Below are 17,532 nucleotides of genomic sequence, written 5' to 3'. Positions count from 1 at the left end.
TTTAACTATAGTTCTTTTCAACATATTTACATTCACAATTTCAAAGATCGAATACTATATTTTCAAGTATTTTATATTTCATACTTTTTCATAAATTACTACTTGACTTTAATATAGTTGTCTTTCTGGGTATGAAAAAAAGCAGTCAATCCTAAGACTAACTGCTTTGTGTATATGGATATGAAGTTTTCAAACTCGAATTTACTATTCCAGCAACTCAATTCGTATCTTTTGGCTCTGGAATAATAATCTCTTTTCCCTCTTTTTCCATCCGTTTTATAAAGTTATCAAAATGGTCTGTCATACCATCAACAAAAAATGCTTTTTTCTTTCTTCCATTGACATACACATTCATACCACCGCGTTTCATTTTACAATAAGATATGTCTGATATTTTCCAATATCTTCTAAAAATAAACATTTTAATAACCGTGATATTATCTTCTTCAACTTTTATCTCCCACACTCCCTTTAAAGGAGCAATCATACCAAAAAGAGTAACTCCAAACCAAATAATAGAAAATGGGATAATGAACATCAAATATCTTTTAGAACAAAAATTTTCAGGTTCACTCCAAAATCCCCAAATAAAGACAACAAGTACAAACAAAGCACCTATTGCACATATAAATGATACATCTGATATTGTTCGAATAGAAAATTTATTTAAAGATTTTGTTGTTTTATGATTTCTTTTTTGCATTATATCTAAAATAAATAAAACGATATATGCAACTAAAATTGTGCCTAAATATTTCATGTCTTACCTCCAAAACTTCATATTTGTCCGTTTCTTCATATCCATATTATAACAGTTCCATATATCCACTACAATGAAAATCTATTTAGCAAGCCTATTTTTTCGGCTGTCCCTGCGGTGTATGGTTCTGTGGACTGCCTGCGTTCTGGTTGCCTTTATTCTTCAATACAATATCCTCTGCCTTTACATACCAGTCCACATCTGCACCCGTATAGGTTTTTCGTGATACCGTATCGGCTACTGGATTGACAAGTTCCACAACTGCATTGTACGGAAATTCCTTTAACTGTACTTCTGGCGGTACAGATACGGGGATAATTCCTCCATGCAGACTGCACTTTAAATCATATATACGCTTTTTAAGCTGGGTACTCGGTGTCCCGTCCTCATTCTGCAAGAACACATCACGCACCGCTGTAAATTTTAATTCTCCAAATGTTTTTTCTTTGTCAATAACAAACCCGTTTGATAATCTCATAAATTCTTCACTCCTTTACTTTTCTTCAACTGCTACAATATCATCAGCAACTAATACATAATCGGTATGTCCCATATTCCCGATTGCGTAACCTCTGCCGTACAACTTCGGATTGACAAGTTTTACTTTCTGTTCATACTTGAACTTCTTTTCGCCAGCCTGCACGGGAATTTCTACCACAACATTTTCGCCTTTCTGTACGTCGGAATAAAGGTTATAGCTTCGTCTGGCTAAGACCCTGCGGTTATTTTTATCTCTTTCAAAGATAGGCTCGCTTTCGCCTGCAAATTCAAGAGTTCCAAAAGACTGTGCCATATCTGGCACGACATATTTCATTTCCATATTGTTTTACCTCGTTTCTTTCTATTTTTGATAAGTTAATTGATTGTGATTTCTTATTCTGGCGGTTTGGGAAGTACCAGCAATCCCCCAGATAGTAAAGGGTAAAATCAATGCTTACGCACCCTTGACTATCCGTGTTCTTGCAGGTTGTTGGCAGACAAGCCAGAATAAGCAAAAGTCTGCCGTTTGACCGCTTCGGCGGAGAGCGTGATTTTTCTTTCCTCATACCGTTACCGCCTTATGATTTTTTCATTTTACGGCGTTTGTAGAAGAAGATACCTGCCAGTCCAGCACCAGAGGTCAAAAGAAGTGCAAGCAGTCCGTAAAGGTTTGTGTTATCGCCCGTTTTGGGACTGTCGCTCGGTCTGTTTGGCTTTTCTGGTGTCGGTGGTGTTTCGGGTTTCTCTGGTTCGTCTGGAACTTCTGGCTTTTCCTTAAAGGTAATCGTCTGTCCCTTATCCTCAATGTCCTTATGTTCAGTAACTTTCTTCGGTTCGTCTGGATTGCTCAAGTCGTACAATTCCTCAAAAGTTACAAGCTGTTTGCCGTCAAGAGAAGTAGCGTCAAAGGTAAAGGCAACTTCCACTTTCATAGTTTCGCTGTCAGCAGTAAAAGTGTAATCACTTTCCACACGTTTTCCATTGATAAGAAGCTCTGCATTTTCTTCTTTCAACATCTGCCAGCCCACAAGTTTGTACTGTGTGCCGACTTCCAAGCCCTTTAAGGTTACGGTATCAATGATTGTAACGTCTTTTCCAGCTTCAAGCTCTTTGTTGCCGTCCTTGTCGGTAGCAGTCGTATGAATTTTGATGATACGCTCTGTGATTAAAACGGTCTGCCCGTCGTCCTCAATGTCCTTATGTTCCGCAACTTTTACGGGTTCGTCTGGATTGCTCAAGTCGTATAATTCCTCGAATGTTACCAGATTTTTACCGCCAAGCTCGGACGCATTGAATGTATAGGAAATTTCTACTTTCATTTCTTCATCATCAGCGACAAAAGTATAATCGTTTTCTACACGTTTCCCGTCAATGATAAGCTCTGTATTTTCTTCTTTTAACATCTGCCAGCCTTTGAGCTGATACTTTGTGCCTTTTGTAAGTCCGTCTAATTTGACAGTATCAACGATTGTTACCTCTTTTCCTGCAAGGATAGTCTTTTCGCCGTCTTTGCTGGTCGCTGTGGTATGGATAGAGATTTCTTTTTCGTATTCATCAGTCAGCGTTCCTAAATCGACCACAAGGTTATTTCTTGATACCACGATTTCAAAAGGTGGGATAAGTTCAAAACCTTTGTTACTGTCGCAACGCATTTCTTCAATGATGTAGGTATCATAAGGCAACGCACCCTTGCTGTCGTCTGGTTCAGAAGTTCCAAACCACACACCGTCCTCGCTGGTCTTTCCTGCGTTTGTATTGTGCTTATGTGAAGCCCAGTCAGCAGAAGTGGAGAATTGCCCGTTATCATCAGTTACCACTACATGATTTTCGCCCGTCGTCTTGCTTGTGATCCTAAAGGGAACATCAGCAAGACGCTTGTGTGTGCCTGCACCGATTTTTACACCCTCAATATCGCCACGCTTAATCTGATTGTAGATAGAATGGGCTTCGTCGGTTAAGTCCACGATTTTTCCATTTTCTGTGATTGCAAAATCAATCGGCTTCGCACCGTCTGTCAAATATCCGTCTGGTGCTTCGCTCTCAACGATACGGAAGTTTCCATAAGGTAAAAGGTCAGCAGAAGTAGAAGCGATACCCTCAATATCGGTACGAATTGTCTTTACCACTTCATTTTTCTTATAGAGCTTGCCCTCAACCAATACTGCATTATCATTTAAGGAAATGATGTCAAAGGCAGTATCTTTTAAAGTTGCACTTCCTTGTGGTTTGGTATCGCCCGTTTCTAAATCTCGTTTCTGAATTTTCACACCGCCACGGATAACCTTATCAGATACGGAAAACTGATTACTTCCAGTTAATACGGCAAGGTCGCCGTCCTCGGTAATCTGTGTTACATATAAGCCCTTAATTTGTTCGGACTTATCGCCAGCCTGCATATATGCACCCTCTAACAAGTAGCCGTTTGGAGCTTTTGTTTCTTCTACGGTTAGTGTTCCTAAAGGAAGAACGGCTTTCCCGTCCTGCATATAGAAGTTGTCGCCAGATACCTTGTATGCGTCTGCTAATTTTGTGATGTAGTGGGTTGACCCGTCGCTGTCTGTTTCAGCGATTGTCTTTGTAACCCATGTACGAGTAGCTTCGGCAGGGAGAGTGTCTTTGTTATAGAATCCTGCATAATACTTCCATGTAAATTCCGCACCTGCTAGAGAAGCGTTACCCTGCGGATTTTCTTTCTGTGTTTCCATATCTATCTTGAAAAGCTCAATCAAAGTGTCTGTTACTTTCGGTGTATCTGATACTTTCAAAGTCGCTGTTTTTCCAGCTTCAACCTTTAAGGAATATACAGTTTTATCTACTTTATATCCTGCTGGTGCGGATAATTCCTTGATATAAACTGTACCAGCCTTTACCTCTACAACATCTGTATTTCCGTTTTCATCAGTCGTAAGGGTGGCAAGCTGTTTCGTGCAGTCCTTATCAGAAAAGACACCGTATGTTGCACCAGCGATTGAGTAATTCCCGTTGCCGTCTGTAATGCTGGTATTACTGGAAGTCTTTTGCAGTTTCGCATTTCCGACATTCAGTTTCGCCCAGAATTGCCCCAATTCCTGCCCCTCGCCAGAGTAGATATAACCGCCACATTCATAGCGTCCTTTATTTTCTTTGGCAAAGGCTCTTGCACCAGAGAAAACTTCGTCCTGCGTTGCCTTTGGAATTTCATCATAAGAAGCTCGCACGTTATCGCATTGCCAGCCAAGATGTACGCTTAATCTCTGCCAGACAACAAGCTGTCTTAAAAGGTAGGCATGATTGTTGCTTATTCCGCTGTGGCTGTCTGTGTACTGTTTCACATATTCGATAGATAAGGCAACGTCGCTTATCTGGTCGGCACTCATACGGGTGCTTGCGTCAGCTCTGGTCTTGTAGCCGTTCCTAAAATCTGTGTTAATGTCGATACAGTAAGCGTCCTCGCCCTCAACGGTCAAATGTCCCTCGTTAAAGGTAGAACCAATCGAACCGTCATTCATTACTTTTTCAACGATACCGACACGCTCTTTTGACTCCGTCCAGTATTGCTTGCTTTCTGCATGAACGGGTGTCGTCGGTAAAGCAGTAACGACAGTTGCAAGAGCTAAGAAGCCCGTACACAATCGTTTTAACATCTTTTTCATAAATCTAATGCTCCTTTCATTTTGGGTAATAAAATAGCCGTCCAATAAGAACGGCTGGAAATAGAAAAGGAACGTCATGTTAGGCGTTCCATAGTCTATAAGTTATTCAATTTTTTCTTGTTTCAATACTGATGTGTTGTACCATATCTTTGCATATCTAGGAAAACTTGCGTATCAAGGCTCATTCGTTAGTAGTAAATAAGTAGTAAATTGATGTGTTTGTTTCCTTGAAAATGCTGATAGATACTGTGTTTTAGCGGATAATCAGATTTTTATTGTGTTTTTTTCTAAAAAATTCTTCCAGTATGTATAAATAGGTTTTCTTTTACCTCGTTCCCATGATAATACAGTATGATAGTCTACACCAAGATACTTCGCTACATCAGATGTCTTTAGCCCGTGTTCCTGTTTAAAGGCCTTTATAACACCACCATAATCACAATACAGGTATTCAAGTTCATAGTTCCCTATATGTATCAGCCTACACCTCACAGCTATTACCTCTTATAGATCCTGCTTGTTAAACTCATGAAGCGATAGACCTATTCCAACAATTCCAGCGCAAAGCACGGAAGCAATGCAAATATATAAATACTGGCTATTTTGCGGCAGCATAGTAGATATCTGTATTGCTAGCCACGGTACAAAACTTGCTACTGGAAGTAATTCCTCTGATACCTGTGCACCTATCGATTGCAATAATACAAAAACGAGCGTACACAGCATACTCGGATAAAATAATGTTCTCTGCCTTATAGCAATCCAGATAATCGGTAACGATGCAATGTAGCTTAAAAAACCAATTTGTGTGAATAACTGTATTGTAAAACAAATCGTCGCTGGTGTAACTTGTGTAGGGAACAACATCAATGAACCAACGATTGTCAAACACTCTGTAACCATCATAACGACGAAGCACCAGCAAAACCACACCGCAATTTTGCTCAATACAAAAGTTTTTCTGTTTACTGGTGCAGTAACAATATTGATAATGGTTTTTTCCCCATATTCTTTTTGCATGGACTGTGTAATAAAAAATCCACTCATAATAGGCAACACTACATTTACCAGCATAGAAACGGTCATAATCCATTCGTGATAATCAATTTTTGTTTTATCAATTAGGATCGACTTTAAAATCAGTAGAATAGGAATAGAAATTGTAACAGCAAAGCCAATAAGAGCCATGTTGTTTTTCTTTAATTTTAGAATTTCCGTTTGAAAGGCATCATTCAAATCTCGCACCCCCAGTCAATGAAGTAAAATATTCTTCCAATGTTTCATGTTTCCAATACAAGGATGATACTCCTACGCCATGTGAAACCAAACAATTTGCTAATTCTTCTGTATCCAAAGCTTCATCATATATTTCTATACAGTTTATATCTGTAACAGAATAGTTTTTACATTTCATTACATTCTCTAATAATTGCGCAGCTATAGGAACATGATTCACTTTAATTTCAATATACTTTTTATTCTTTTCTTCCAGTTCATTCATAGAAATTTCTTTCAATAAATGACCATCATGCAGTATTCCTATATCATCAGCAAGTAAAGAAATCTCAGATAAAATATGACTTGAAATAATAATAGTTTTCCCTTGCTCATGACACAATGACTGCAAAAATTTTCTGATTTCAACGATTCCCACCGGGTCAAGTCCGTTTGTTGGCTCATCTAATATTAAAATTTCAGAATCGTTCAAAATAGCATTTGCGATTCCTAGTCGTTGTTTCATTCCCAATGAATAAGAAGAGAATGGTTTCTTATCTTTATAAGGCAGTCCAACTATTTCTAAAGCACCTTTTACAGCATTCTTTTTGATTGTCCCTCTTAATCTGGAAAAAACTTCTAAATTTTCTGTTCCCGTTAAATAAGAATAAAAACCGGGTGTTTCAATAATAGAACCTATTCTTGTATAAATATCTTTTTCATTTCCTTTTAACTGTTTTCCGAAAATCTCTATTTCCCCAGAAGAAATAGAAATCAGCCCAAGAACCATTTTCATTATGGTAGTTTTCCCAGCACCATTTCTTCCTAACAATCCATATATACGCCCTTTTCTGACATTTAAGTTTATGTTCTCAACTGCTGTAATATCCCCATATTTTTTCGTCAGCTGTCTGGTAGCAAGAATAATTCCATCGTCCATTTTCTAGCCTCCTTTCTCTAATTAAATCACACAAACCTTGCCAAAACCTTGCCATAATTATGCTTTCTTCATGTTTTGTTAAATTTTAAATTGAAAGTTGTACCTTTTCCATAACAGCTATCTACCACGATGGTTCCATCGAGGGCAGTTATCAGTTCTTTTGCAATCGCCAATCCTAAACCATTACTATTTTCTGTGCGTGACGTATCACATTTATACAAGCGGTCAAATATAAAAGGTACATCCTTTTCTTCTATTCCAACACCATTGTCTGTGATAGCGATTTGTATTTCATCTTGGATCGCAAGAATTTGCACAATCAGTCTGTTTGCATGACTATGCTTTATTGTATTTGCCAATAAATTATTGATAATTCTATGATAAGCATTTCTATCCATGTTCACGTATAACGCTTTTTCTGGTATATCAAAATGAAAATCAATCTTATTTTCTTCAAATTTCATTATCCACTCAGCAAGGACTAATCTGGTCAATTCACAAATGTTTTCTGTTTGGAAATCATACACCCATTCTCCAGACTCTAATTTCAACCATGCAAACAAAGATTGTATATAATCACTTAAATATTGTGCCTTTTCATTGGCAATCTGTAAAAACCTCTGCTGTTCAGCATAACTCAAATCATCCTTTTCTAACACCTCTAAATATCCAACAAGAGAGGATAATGGTGTACGAATATCATGGGATAAACTGGTAACTAATTGTTTGTACGCTTTTTTTGACGCATTTGATGCTAATAGCTCGTTTTTATCCTTGATTACAATTTCATTGATTTTGTAAACAAGGTTACTCATTTCCGTATGTTCATGAACAATCAGTCGTCTATCTAAATTTCCCAAATAAATTTCATCAAGAATTTGTTCAATTTCTTTTATCTTTTTTCGTGTTTGATACAGATGATTTACGAGAGCGAGTATGCAAAGAGAAAGTATGATTACAAGATATATCATAATCAAACCCCTAAGCAAAAACGATACCCTATACCATGAATGGTTTGAATATAATCGATATCCAGTTTCTCATTCTTTATTTTCTTTCGTAATTTGCTGACAAAAGACATGATATTTCTATCATCATAAGAATACTCATTACCCCAAACATGAGTGTAAATTTGTTCTTTTGTAAACACTTTTCCCTGATTAGAAGCAAGAAAATATAATAAATCAAATTCCTTAGCTGTTACATAAACTTCACTGTCATTGATCCGTACCATCCTTGATATTACATCTATCTGCAATCCTTTAAATATTAAGGGGATGCTTTCTTCTGCTTGGTTATTGAAAACTGTAAATCTTCTGATAAGTGACTGTACCCTTGCAATAAATTCAGACATTAAGAAGGGCTTTGTCAAATAATCATCAGCACCTAATCTCAGACCAGATACCGTATCAGCTTCAGAGTCTTTTGCAGTCAACATTAAAACGGGGACATTATTTAATTTTCTTATCTCAGTCAAAACATCATACCCATTCATAACAGGAAGCATGATATCCAAAATGACTAGCTGATACTTTTGTTTCTTAAAAGTGTCAAGTCCTGTTTTTCCATCATGGCATACAATAATTTCAAAATTTTCTTTTTTTAATTCACGCTCTAACAGATTACATAAATCCTTATCATCATCAATAAGCAATATTTTATTCACGGCTTTTCCTCTTTTCATAATAGCAATTATCAAAACCTAGTTTATTTTGTAAATGTGTACAAATATTCTTCAGGTATAGGGCGCTCATTGCCAGCATTCTTTCTGAAATTTTCCTGCACATCTGGGTCTCACTTCATCAATCGCCGCTTCCATAAACGCTTGAACATCAAATTCTGTCCTTCCTCATTTTCTATCGCAAAATGAAGTATGTTTCCAACATTATGATAAAAATATACCGCGCAAAAGAAAATAAGTCAATAAATGAACTCGCTTGATCCTCCTATAATCTTCCTGTTACTCTCCTTATACAAAACAAGCTCATACGGTGAAACTAAAGCTGCCGTTGTCTGGTGATCAAGAACGAAGCTGAAACGCGCATTTTTTTTAGCTTATCCCATTCTTGACCTGAAGCATAGGATGATTCCAATGCTGAAAAAGAAGAAAGTCCTGTTTTGATAGGATGATTTCAGGCATCTGTCCCTTTTATTTCAAGCAAGCTAAGCCGTCAAACGAAACATCTTATGCCAATAGAAATTGCATATATAAAGACCTCCATCAGCATTCAATTCACTTGTATCGCACAGCCATTATAAAAAAAGATTTCAGAACACATCCTCTGAAACCTTTTTCTTACAAACATTATGGCCGATTCCTTTTTCAGGACTACATGTCCCTCTGCTAATCACATGAACCTGAATACCGTTTTTGAGCGGTGCTATGAAAAATCCAGTAATCACACCAAGCAGAAATGCATTCAGGAGATACGACTTCTGATGCTGTCCCATAAAAGCTCCTCCTGTAATCCCCTACAGAATAGCATGAAACATATACAAACGCAAGACTGATTCCCTATATCCTTGCGTATGGAATCGCCAACAGCTCCATCACCAGCGGTTCCTGTTCCTTTGAAAATGTGCGGTACACCTGACGGCTGTAAACCTCACCGCTCCGCTTCAGCTTATGCTCCTTGAAAAAAGAGCGAACCGTATCCGATATTCCTGCATCTGTCTGTAAATTGTCGAATGTGCATAAAATAGCATGCGTTGCCCCCCGCAGATGAAAATACGGATTTTCGCAATATTGTGCATATTCTGCACAATCCTTATAAATGCCGAAGCCCTTCTCGTTTCTCCAAACACCGTTTTCCTCATAGTAATGCGTGCTTTGGAAAAAGAGATCCGCATGATTGGAGAAATTGCGAAACCCCTTTGGCTGCTCTTGTGCAAAGGAGGACTGGATGCAATGCTTTGTCGATATAAAATACATATCCGGACGCATTCCATACATACACTTCCCCCTTGACTGCTCTGCAGTTTGTAGAATATCCAGGCAGTTCATCAAGTTGCTGGCTTTCATCTGCAAAATTCTCAGACGCTCCTGTGTAGCTTGCAGGGTATCCGCGATCACCTGCTCATAGGAATGCAGAGAACCATTCAGAAACTGTTCCCGTATCAGCTGCAGGCTGATTCCCATCTGTGACAGGCGCTGTATGTACAGCAGCTGGCTCAGCTGCTCCTCCGTAAAGTAGCGATACTTGGTCTGTGGATCCTTTTCCGGTCTGATCAGTCCCATGCGCTCATAATGTCGTATCGCTTCTGTTGTAACCCCCATAACCTTTGCAATATCGCCGATTTTATACATCATGGCATTCACCCCCTTGCTATTGTAATCCTCTTTCCAAATTCTGTATAGTAAAACACTCGGCTTTAACACACAGCATCATCGCTGATTTTTCAGAAAACGGATTTCACACTCCAGCTCATAGCCGCTATGTGCTTTGACCTCCTGCTGCACCTTGTGAATCAGCTCCAAAAAATCCTGACTGCTGGCAGCACTGCGATTGATGAGAAAGCCGGCATGCTTTGTCGATACCTGGGCATCATGAACCTTTGTACCCATCAATCCTGCATCCCGTATCAAAGCTGATGCATAATTACCCTGTGGACGCTTAAAGGTAGAACCGGCACTATAGGCATCCAGCGGCTGCTTTTCTCTTCGCCGCCGCATCAGCTCCTCCATTTGTGCCAGAATTGCCTCCTGCCTTCCAGGGGTCAATGCATATACAGCTTCCAGCACGATACCGCCATGCTTTGAAAATCGACTGTGTCGATATGACAGCTCCAGCTGTGCAGCGCAGCTTGTATGAAGACTTCCGTTTTCATCCATCCAAACAGCTTCCAGCAATACATCCTTTGTTTCTCCGCCATATGCGCCGGCATTCATATATACAGCTCCTCCGACGCTTCCCGGAATTCCGCAGGCAAATTCCAGACCACTTAAAGAATGCGCGGCACAAAATGCACTAACCGCCTTGATGGCTGCCCCGCTTTGTGCACGTACACGATTTTCCTTCTCCAGATGGATGCTGTTATAATTCGTTGACAGAACAATGACCATACCCAAAAAGCCTTCATCCATTGCCAGAACATTGCTGCCATTTCCAAGCAGAAACCATTCTATGCGATATTTCTTACATATTGCCAGACATTGCTGAATCTGCGCAATACTGGACGGCTCTGCCAGAATCTGTGCCTCACCTCCGATATGCAGGGTTGTATATTGTTTTAATTCGATATGTCTTCTCGCCGCAATCCCTTCATCCTGAAGAAACTGGAATGCCTTTTCTAATGTATCCACATGTATCATCCTCTCACCTCTATTATATGTAGAATCTGATAATGTTAAATAGAAATGCCCGTAAAATTCATATCCGCCGTAAAAGAAAGACTGCACACCGGCAGTCAGACAACGCGATTGATAACAGCTCCCTTTAGATATGCTTCAATATTACCAGCCACCAGCTGCAAAAGACGCTGTCTGGTTTCCAAACCCCGCCATCCCATATGCGGTGTAACAATAACATTTGGCATAGTAAACAATGGATTATCCTCACGCATCGGCTCCTCTTCCTGCACATCCAGGGCAGCTTTGGCAATCTGCTTGCTCTGCAAGGCAGCTATCAGCGCCTGTTCATCGATAAGGGCACCTCGCGCCGTATTGATGATCGCGGCAGAAGGCTTCATCATAGACAGATGAGCTTCATCAATCAGATGTCTGGTTTGCGAGGTAAGCGGACAATGCAGAGAAACATAATCACTTTCCTTCAGAAGCGTTGTCAGGGAAACAAAACGCACGCCCTCAACATGCTCCCGCGGTGTTCTTGTGTACACCAGAATATGCATGTCCAGAACCCGCGCAATACGGATTACCTCCTGTCCGATACTGCCATAGCCGATAACGCCCAGCGTCTTATCATTGACCTCGGTATGCTCCACCATCATATGCCTTGTGAAATTTCGGTAATCTTTATGTTCCAGCATTTGCAGCTGCTCGCGCATGGAGCTGCTGAGGCTTAAAAGCAGCATGATCGCCGTATGTGCCACACGCTTTGTGGAATAGGCAGGCGTATTGCAGACGATGATCCCCTTTTTGCGGCAGGCTTCCAGATCAATATTGTTATAGCCGGTTCCTGCCTCACAAATCAGTTGGACACTGTCTGGAAACTGCTCAATCAGTGCTTTGGATAGCTCCAGCTCCTTACTGACTACGATTTCACAGCCCTGAACACGCTGCAGAATCTGCTGGGAATCACTGTCCTCATAGGCTATAACCTCTCCCTTTATACAGCTGGTATCCAGCTTATGATCATAATTGATTCTTGCAATATTTAAAATACAGATACGATGCTTCATGTCTTCTCCTCCTGTAAGATACACCCTACATTTCGTAAATTGTCTTCCGATAGCTCTTTCCTTACATGACATTATTTTATCATGTTTTGCTAGGATATCTGTCTTTTTTTACAAAATTGTAGTATCCTTATGCATATGAGGTAAGATTATGAAGGAATGGTTGAAGCATACAGTAAAATATGTGCTGCTGGCATTGTTTGTTGCCGGCATGCTCTACATCAATATCAAAGACCATGCTGCGGAAATTATCGATACGCTGCAGCATTTGCAGCTGCGCTACACATTTGTGCTGATTCTGCTCAGTGCTTCCGTCTATGTGATTGGAGGAATCGGAATCTATGTGCTTTGCAGAAAGGTCAATCCTGCTTATCGTATGAAAAGCGGGATATCCAATTCACTGATTTCTCTGTTTCTGATGAATGTCAGTGCATCCGCTGTTGCAAAGGCGGCGCAAATGCTGTTATTCAAGGTCAAGAGCATTTCATGGGAACAGGGCTGCAGCATCCTTGTCATGGATCAGCTTCTGTATCAGATTTCCTATATGGCACTCAGCGCCTGCGCTGTCTTCATCAGCTGTGATCTTCTGATTCCTTTATTTCCGGAGGAAAGCATTCTGGCTCTGACCGGCTTTGTAATCAGTACCGTTCCCATTCTGGCAGTCGCACTGCTGTTTCTGTGTCCGGGAGTTTTCACAGGATTGAGCAAGGGCATCGGTTTTCTGATTGACAAGCTGCAGCTGCCATTTGATCAGCTGTCCATTCAGCAGGCATTGCAGCGCTTCGCGGACTCTCTGCAGACAGCAAACGGTCTGTATAAAAAAGATTATCGCCTGATGCTGAAGGTTCATCTGCTGAACACATTAAAGCTGAGTGTGCGGCATTCCCTGCCGCTTTTCATAGCATTCTTTCTGCAAATTGATATTCATCCGCAGGATATACCACTCTTTTTTTCGGCATCCTTTTTCGTAGATCTCATCTTATCTGCGCTGCCGGTATATGGCAAGCATGGCGTGGCAGAAACAACCTTTACCCTTATCTTTACGCCGCTTGTCACAGCAGCCCAGGCCGCCAGCATCATGCTGGTATGGCGGGCAATCACCTTTTATACCAATACCGTACTTGGCGGCATCTGTATGCTTTTATCACCGGATATCAGCCGCAGCAGTCTGAAAAAAATCAAACAGAATACCGAGATGTCTGCTTAACAGACGTCGATTGTTGAGCGCTGAGACAAACGCAGCCACCCACAGACACATGATTCTGCGGAAGCAATTACTGCTCCTGTGTTGCCACATCACGCTCACCATGAGAGAAAGTAATATGCACACAGTACAGCATCTTGTAGGAAACTGCAGCGATAAAAATTCCTGCCTGTCCGGAGAAAATGCATCCGGAATCCCTTTGCTTTTTACATGGTTATACGAGAACATCCCGTGCACAACCTTTGATAAGCTATCATTTATATATACTTTGCAGGCTGCAGAAACGTACAGCTGATACAGAAAACAGCAGGATCGCAAGCACAAAAGCCTTGCTGCTTCATCAAAAAAGCTGTCTGCGCCTCACATCGTTATGTACAGGTATCAGACAGCTTTTTATATCCAGTTCCTTTGCTTTTAAGCCGTTAATTTTGTATCATCAGCTTTATGATTTCATCATCTGTTTCCTTCATACCATCTCTTGCCAGCTGACCAACCCCCATGATGGTTTCCTCAATATCGCGGCAAACAATTCCCTCTCCACGATAAAACTGCTTCCCCTTTTGATACATCATGCAGCCCATGATCCCGGCATCAACCGCAGTTGATATTTTTGCTGCACAGGAGGGCTTGGCTCCATCACAGATCATTCCTGATGTTATCGCGAGTGCATTGACGATGGCATGGCAGATATGATCATAGTCTCCTCCCAGCAGATACGCGATTCCTGCTCCGGCTCCAGCACCCGCACTGACCGCACCGCAATAGGCGGAAAGGCGCCCGATATACTTTTTCTGATACAGTGTGGAGAGATTGGAAATCAGCAGTGCCCGGTACAGCTGCTCCTTGCTGGAATGAAGCTCCCTTGCATAGGCGATCACCGGTAGGGAGCAGGTCATCCCCTGATTTCCGCTTCCGCTGTTGATAATCACAGGCAGCTCACAGCCGCTCATTCTGGCATCACTTCCAGCCGCAGCCAGCGCACGCGCACGAATCTGTACACTGTCTCCATAGGTAGAGAGCAGCACAGAACCGATATTGGCTCCATAGGAATGGGCAAGTCCCTCTTCCGCTATTGCGGTATTGCATTGTATCTGGCGCTCCAGCACCGCCTGTACATCCGCAAGATCCGCTATTTGTGCAAATTCATAGATTCCCTGCATGGAAAACTGCATGGCATCCAACAGCTCCTGTGTATTCCTGTTCTCTGTCTTGTCCAGCACACACACTCCATCCTCTTCAATACGGACGATATTGGAATGCTCGTTCTGGATACATACCAGAACCGTATGCAAATCCCCCGTAACTTTGACACCAACCTGCAAAGCACAGCTGCACTGCTCATGATGCACATACATCGCTGTCTTTTCAAGAAATGCTTCCATTTGTACAATCTGTTCTGCTTGAACATGTGAAATAACCTCCAGACCAAGGGAAGGATCTCCGGCGATAATACCGATAGCGGCCGCACTTTGTATTCCCTTGCGCCCTCCGGTATTGGGCACTGTAACACTTTTCACATTTTTGATAATATTTCCACTGGCATAAATATCCACCTGTTTTATTTCTTCCTTCAGACGTGCAGCTGCCTGGGCTGCCGCATAGGCAATCGCAATCGGCTCCGTACACCCCATAGCCGGAACGAGCTCTTTTTTCAGCAGTGCCACATATCCTCGATACTGCGCATCCTGTTTTTTCATAAAATTTCTCCCTTTTCGCGTTTTGCGTTGACTTCTCTTTAAATGTATTATATCATCACCATATATTTATGAAAATTTTATATATTTTATAAGATGATTAAATTATCTTTATGGGAGGATTTATGGAACTGCGTACATTACGAACATTTCAGCGGGTAGCTCAGCTGAAGAGCTTCTCGAAGGCTGCGGCTGCACTGGGCTATACACAGGCTGCCGTCACCATTCAGATTCAGCAGCTGGAAAAAGAGCTGCATACACGGCTGTTTGACCGCTTCGGTAAGACGATTTCACTTACGCAGCAGGGTGATATCTTCTATGGCTATGCCTGCCGCATTATCGATGAAAGTGAAAAAGCCAAGCTGGCACTGCAGGAGGCACAGGAGCTGGAGGGGCATCTGCGCATCGGCATGACGGAATCGCTGTGTGCTTCCTCCTTCCCGGAGCTTCTGCATGCCTTTCATACGACGTATCCGCAAATCTCTATCAGCGTGGAAACCTCATCTCCGGAGATTTTACTGGATATGATGAATCACAACGAACTCGATATTGTATATTTTATCGACCGCAGACAGTATCATCCAGACTGGATTCGCGTCGTAGATGAACCGGAGGAAATCGTATTTGTGTGCCACCCATCCCATGCACTGACAAAACGAAAGTCGCTGATTCTCAAGGATTTATTACAGGAGGAGCTGATTCTTACGGAGAGTGCTGCCAGCTATCGCTATGAGCTGGATCAGTATGCCTTGTCTATCAAGCAGCAGGTTCACCCGTATTTGGAAATAGGAAATACTGAATTTATCATACGGGAGCTGTTAAGCGAACCGGAGATTTCCTTTCTTCCCGCCTTCTGTGTACAGCCCTATGTGGATCAGGGACGTCTGTCCATTCTACGACCGCGGGATTTTCAGCTGCGGGTATACCGCCAGATCGTATATCATAAAAGCAAGTGGCTCACTCCACATATGAATGCCTTTTTATCCTTTGCTTCCTAGCCTGTATTTGAAGCCGGTTTGCTGAATGTTGCGCTGCACAGCACCTTTGATCAGCCATTTTCAAAGCATGGGAAAAGATGGCATCCGCATGCTGCCGAATCGTAGGGGATGTTGAACGTTGTATCTTCTCACCCTTTCACCGTCCAACTATATACACGCAAATAGATGGAATCACTACATTTGACATATTTTTATACAAAAAATGGGAAACTATTTTCATCGCATTCCCATTTTTTCTTTTCGTATTTATTTTAGCAGCCTTGCAGCCTCCATCTTTTTCAGGAGCGATTCTCTACTGCCTGGACACCGGTTATGATGCCAATGGAATAGATCGTATCCACACTTGCTCTTCGTGTCAAAATATTTACCGGCTTGCGCAAGCCCTGTAAAATCGGGCCGAACATGGTAAAGCCGCCCAGCTCAACAGCAATCTTATAGCCGATATTTCCAGCATCGATATTTGGAAAAATCAGCGTATTCATTTCTCCTGCTATCGTAGATTCGCTCGCCTTAACCTTTGCGACGATCGGTGAGATTGCGGCATCCACCTGTATCTCCCCATCAACAGCGAAATCCAGCGGCATTCGTTTCAGATGCTCAGCCACAACACGCACTTTATCCACGCTTGCACCGCTTCCGGAGCCAAACGTGGAATAGGATAAAATGCCTACCTTTGGCTCAATGCCAAACTGTCGTGCTGTTCTGGCACACTGCAGGGTGATCTCGACCAGCTCTGAAACGGATGGATCCACATTCAGCGTACAATCACCCATAATATAATGAACGTTATCCCGTTCCAGCAATACACAGCTGGATACAGTCCGCTCGTTCTCCGCAGTTCTGATCAGCTGTAAAGCGGGCCGCATGGTTTCCGCTGTCGTTGCGATAACACCGCCGACCAGGCCATCGATATAGCCCAGCTCCAGATACATCGTTGAAAAATAATTGATGTCCCGCAGCTTTTCCTCACAGTCTGTTCTGCTCCAGTCACCACGGCGGATCATCAGCATGCGGGACACCATTTCCGCCTTATTTGCAAAGCTTTCTATATCAGCGATTTCCACACCGCTGATATCAACACCCATCTCCTTCGCATGCCATAGAATTTCCTTTTTATGACCAATCAGCACCGGCAGTATAAAGCCGTTCTCGACATGCCGTATAGCCGCACGGATCACATCGGGATTGGCACCCTCAGCAAATCCGATTCTCGGGTGCTTGCCCAATAGATGATGCTCCAGATTCTTCATATGC

General features: G+C 41.8%; 16 protein-coding genes. 2 read left to right on the top strand and 14 right to left on the bottom strand.

Annotated features, from left to right (window positions below):
- Positions 1-217 precede the first annotated feature (217 nt).
- From NE665_RS18040 to NE665_RS17985, 12 genes are all read right to left on the bottom strand, one after another.
- Entirely contained in the window at positions 218-760 is a 543-nt protein-coding gene (locus NE665_RS18040) for a DUF6560 family protein (protein ID WP_003432337.1), read from the bottom strand.
- 94 nt (positions 761-854) lie between these two features.
- Positions 855-1,238 (bottom strand): YdcP family protein, encoded by a 384-nt coding sequence (locus tag NE665_RS18035; protein WP_074441435.1) that lies wholly within the window; start codon positions 1,236-1,238, stop codon positions 855-857.
- 15 nt (positions 1,239-1,253) lie between these two features.
- Positions 1,254-1,580, bottom strand: a complete 327-nt coding sequence (locus NE665_RS18030) for a YdcP family protein (protein WP_025487347.1) — start codon at positions 1,578-1,580, stop codon at positions 1,254-1,256.
- 238 nt (positions 1,581-1,818) lie between these two features.
- Positions 1,819-4,872, bottom strand: a complete 3,054-nt coding sequence (locus tag NE665_RS18025) for an SrtB-anchored collagen-binding adhesin (RefSeq protein ID WP_074441434.1) — start codon at positions 4,870-4,872, stop codon at positions 1,819-1,821.
- 504 nt (positions 4,873-5,376) lie between these two features.
- Entirely contained in the window at positions 5,377-6,108 is a 732-nt protein-coding gene (locus NE665_RS18020) for an ABC transporter permease (RefSeq protein ID WP_117443050.1), read from the bottom strand.
- The gene (locus NE665_RS18015) at positions 6,101-7,027 is read right to left on the bottom strand and encodes an ATP-binding cassette domain-containing protein (RefSeq protein ID WP_117443051.1); all 927 of its coding nucleotides are present in this window, start codon (positions 7,025-7,027) and stop codon (positions 6,101-6,103) included. The genes NE665_RS18020 and NE665_RS18015 overlap by 8 nt, the downstream gene beginning before the upstream one ends.
- Positions 7,028-7,095: 68 nt before the next feature.
- Entirely contained in the window at positions 7,096-7,998 is a 903-nt protein-coding gene (locus NE665_RS18010) for a HAMP domain-containing sensor histidine kinase (protein ID WP_117443052.1), read from the bottom strand.
- A gap of 2 nt (positions 7,999-8,000) precedes the next feature.
- Complete coding sequence (locus NE665_RS18005) at positions 8,001-8,693, bottom strand: response regulator transcription factor (RefSeq protein ID WP_117443053.1); 693 nt, start codon at positions 8,691-8,693, stop codon at positions 8,001-8,003.
- Positions 8,694-9,295: 602 nt separating this feature from the next.
- Positions 9,296-9,478, bottom strand: a complete 183-nt coding sequence (locus tag NE665_RS18000; RefSeq protein ID WP_117443054.1) for a hypothetical protein — start codon at positions 9,476-9,478, stop codon at positions 9,296-9,298.
- A gap of 64 nt (positions 9,479-9,542) precedes the next feature.
- Positions 9,543-10,337 carry a MerR family transcriptional regulator gene (locus NE665_RS17995; protein WP_117443055.1) on the bottom strand — a complete coding sequence of 265 codons (795 nt, stop codon included), beginning with the start codon at positions 10,335-10,337 and terminating at the stop codon, positions 9,543-9,545.
- Positions 10,338-10,412: 75 nt separating this feature from the next.
- Complete coding sequence (murB, locus tag NE665_RS17990) at positions 10,413-11,330, bottom strand: UDP-N-acetylmuramate dehydrogenase (RefSeq protein ID WP_256302591.1); 918 nt, start codon at positions 11,328-11,330, stop codon at positions 10,413-10,415.
- A gap of 104 nt (positions 11,331-11,434) precedes the next feature.
- A complete protein-coding gene (locus tag NE665_RS17985) occupies positions 11,435-12,385 on the bottom strand; it encodes an NAD(P)-dependent oxidoreductase (protein ID WP_117443057.1) in 951 nt (316 codons plus the stop codon).
- 148 nt (positions 12,386-12,533) lie between these two features.
- Here NE665_RS17985 and NE665_RS17980 point away from each other — a divergent pair, with 148 nt between their 5' ends.
- Positions 12,534-13,589, top strand: coding sequence for a lysylphosphatidylglycerol synthase transmembrane domain-containing protein (locus NE665_RS17980; protein ID WP_117443058.1), 1,056 nt, complete (start codon positions 12,534-12,536; stop codon positions 13,587-13,589).
- Between the two features lie 419 nt (positions 13,590-14,008).
- On the opposite strand, the gene NE665_RS17975 is transcribed toward NE665_RS17980, so the two are convergent.
- Positions 14,009-15,283: an L-serine ammonia-lyase, iron-sulfur-dependent, subunit alpha gene (locus tag NE665_RS17975; protein ID WP_117443059.1), complete on the bottom strand. Its 1,275-nt coding sequence runs from the start codon at positions 15,281-15,283 to the stop codon at positions 14,009-14,011.
- A 122-nt stretch (positions 15,284-15,405) separates the two neighbouring features.
- Here NE665_RS17975 and NE665_RS17970 point away from each other — a divergent pair, with 122 nt between their 5' ends.
- A complete protein-coding gene (locus NE665_RS17970; RefSeq protein ID WP_117443060.1) occupies positions 15,406-16,278 on the top strand; it encodes a LysR family transcriptional regulator in 873 nt (290 codons plus the stop codon).
- A 278-nt stretch (positions 16,279-16,556) separates the two neighbouring features.
- Here the strand turns inward: NE665_RS17970 and NE665_RS17965 are convergent, their stop codons facing one another.
- On the bottom strand, positions 16,557-17,528 hold the full coding sequence (locus NE665_RS17965) for a phosphotransacetylase (RefSeq protein WP_118654570.1): 972 nt from the start codon (positions 17,526-17,528) through the stop codon (positions 16,557-16,559).
- Positions 17,529-17,532 lie beyond the last annotated feature (4 nt).

Source organism: Clostridium sp. DFI.1.208, assembly GCF_024463855.1.
GTDB lineage: Bacteria > Bacillota_I > Bacilli_A > Erysipelotrichales > Erysipelotrichaceae > Clostridium_AQ.
Note: the sequence above shows the minus strand (reverse complement) of the source record. Positions and strands in the feature narration are given on the sequence as shown.

What these genes read in the sequence shown, in the direction of transcription:
- NE665_RS18025 (WP_074441434.1), bottom strand. Translation starts at nt 4,872, where the DNA reads ATGAAAAAGATGTTAAAACGATTGTGTACGGGCTTCTTAGCTCTTGCA.
- NE665_RS18000 (WP_117443054.1), bottom strand. Translation starts at nt 9,478, where the DNA reads ATGGGACAGCATCAGAAGTCGTATCTCCTGAATGCATTTCTGCTTGGT.
- NE665_RS18035 (WP_074441435.1), bottom strand. Translation starts at nt 1,238, where the DNA reads ATGAGATTATCAAACGGGTTTGTTATTGACAAAGAAAAAACATTTGGA.
- NE665_RS18030 (WP_025487347.1), bottom strand. Translation starts at nt 1,580, where the DNA reads ATGGAAATGAAATATGTCGTGCCAGATATGGCACAGTCTTTTGGAACT.
- NE665_RS17995 (WP_117443055.1), bottom strand. Translation starts at nt 10,337, where the DNA reads ATGATGTATAAAATCGGCGATATTGCAAAGGTTATGGGGGTTACAACA.
- NE665_RS17970 (WP_117443060.1), top strand. Translation starts at nt 15,406, where the DNA reads ATGGAACTGCGTACATTACGAACATTTCAGCGGGTAGCTCAGCTGAAG.
- NE665_RS18040 (WP_003432337.1), bottom strand. Translation starts at nt 760, where the DNA reads ATGAAATATTTAGGCACAATTTTAGTTGCATATATCGTTTTATTTATT.
- NE665_RS18015 (WP_117443051.1), bottom strand. Translation starts at nt 7,027, where the DNA reads ATGGACGATGGAATTATTCTTGCTACCAGACAGCTGACGAAAAAATAT.
- NE665_RS17965 (WP_118654570.1), bottom strand. Translation starts at nt 17,528, where the DNA reads ATGAAGAATCTGGAGCATCATCTATTGGGCAAGCACCCGAGAATCGGA.
- NE665_RS17975 (WP_117443059.1), bottom strand. Translation starts at nt 15,283, where the DNA reads ATGAAAAAACAGGATGCGCAGTATCGAGGATATGTGGCACTGCTGAAA.
- NE665_RS17980 (WP_117443058.1), top strand. Translation starts at nt 12,534, where the DNA reads ATGAAGGAATGGTTGAAGCATACAGTAAAATATGTGCTGCTGGCATTG.
- NE665_RS17985 (WP_117443057.1), bottom strand. Translation starts at nt 12,385, where the DNA reads ATGAAGCATCGTATCTGTATTTTAAATATTGCAAGAATCAATTATGAT.
- NE665_RS18010 (WP_117443052.1), bottom strand. Translation starts at nt 7,998, where the DNA reads ATGATATATCTTGTAATCATACTTTCTCTTTGCATACTCGCTCTCGTA.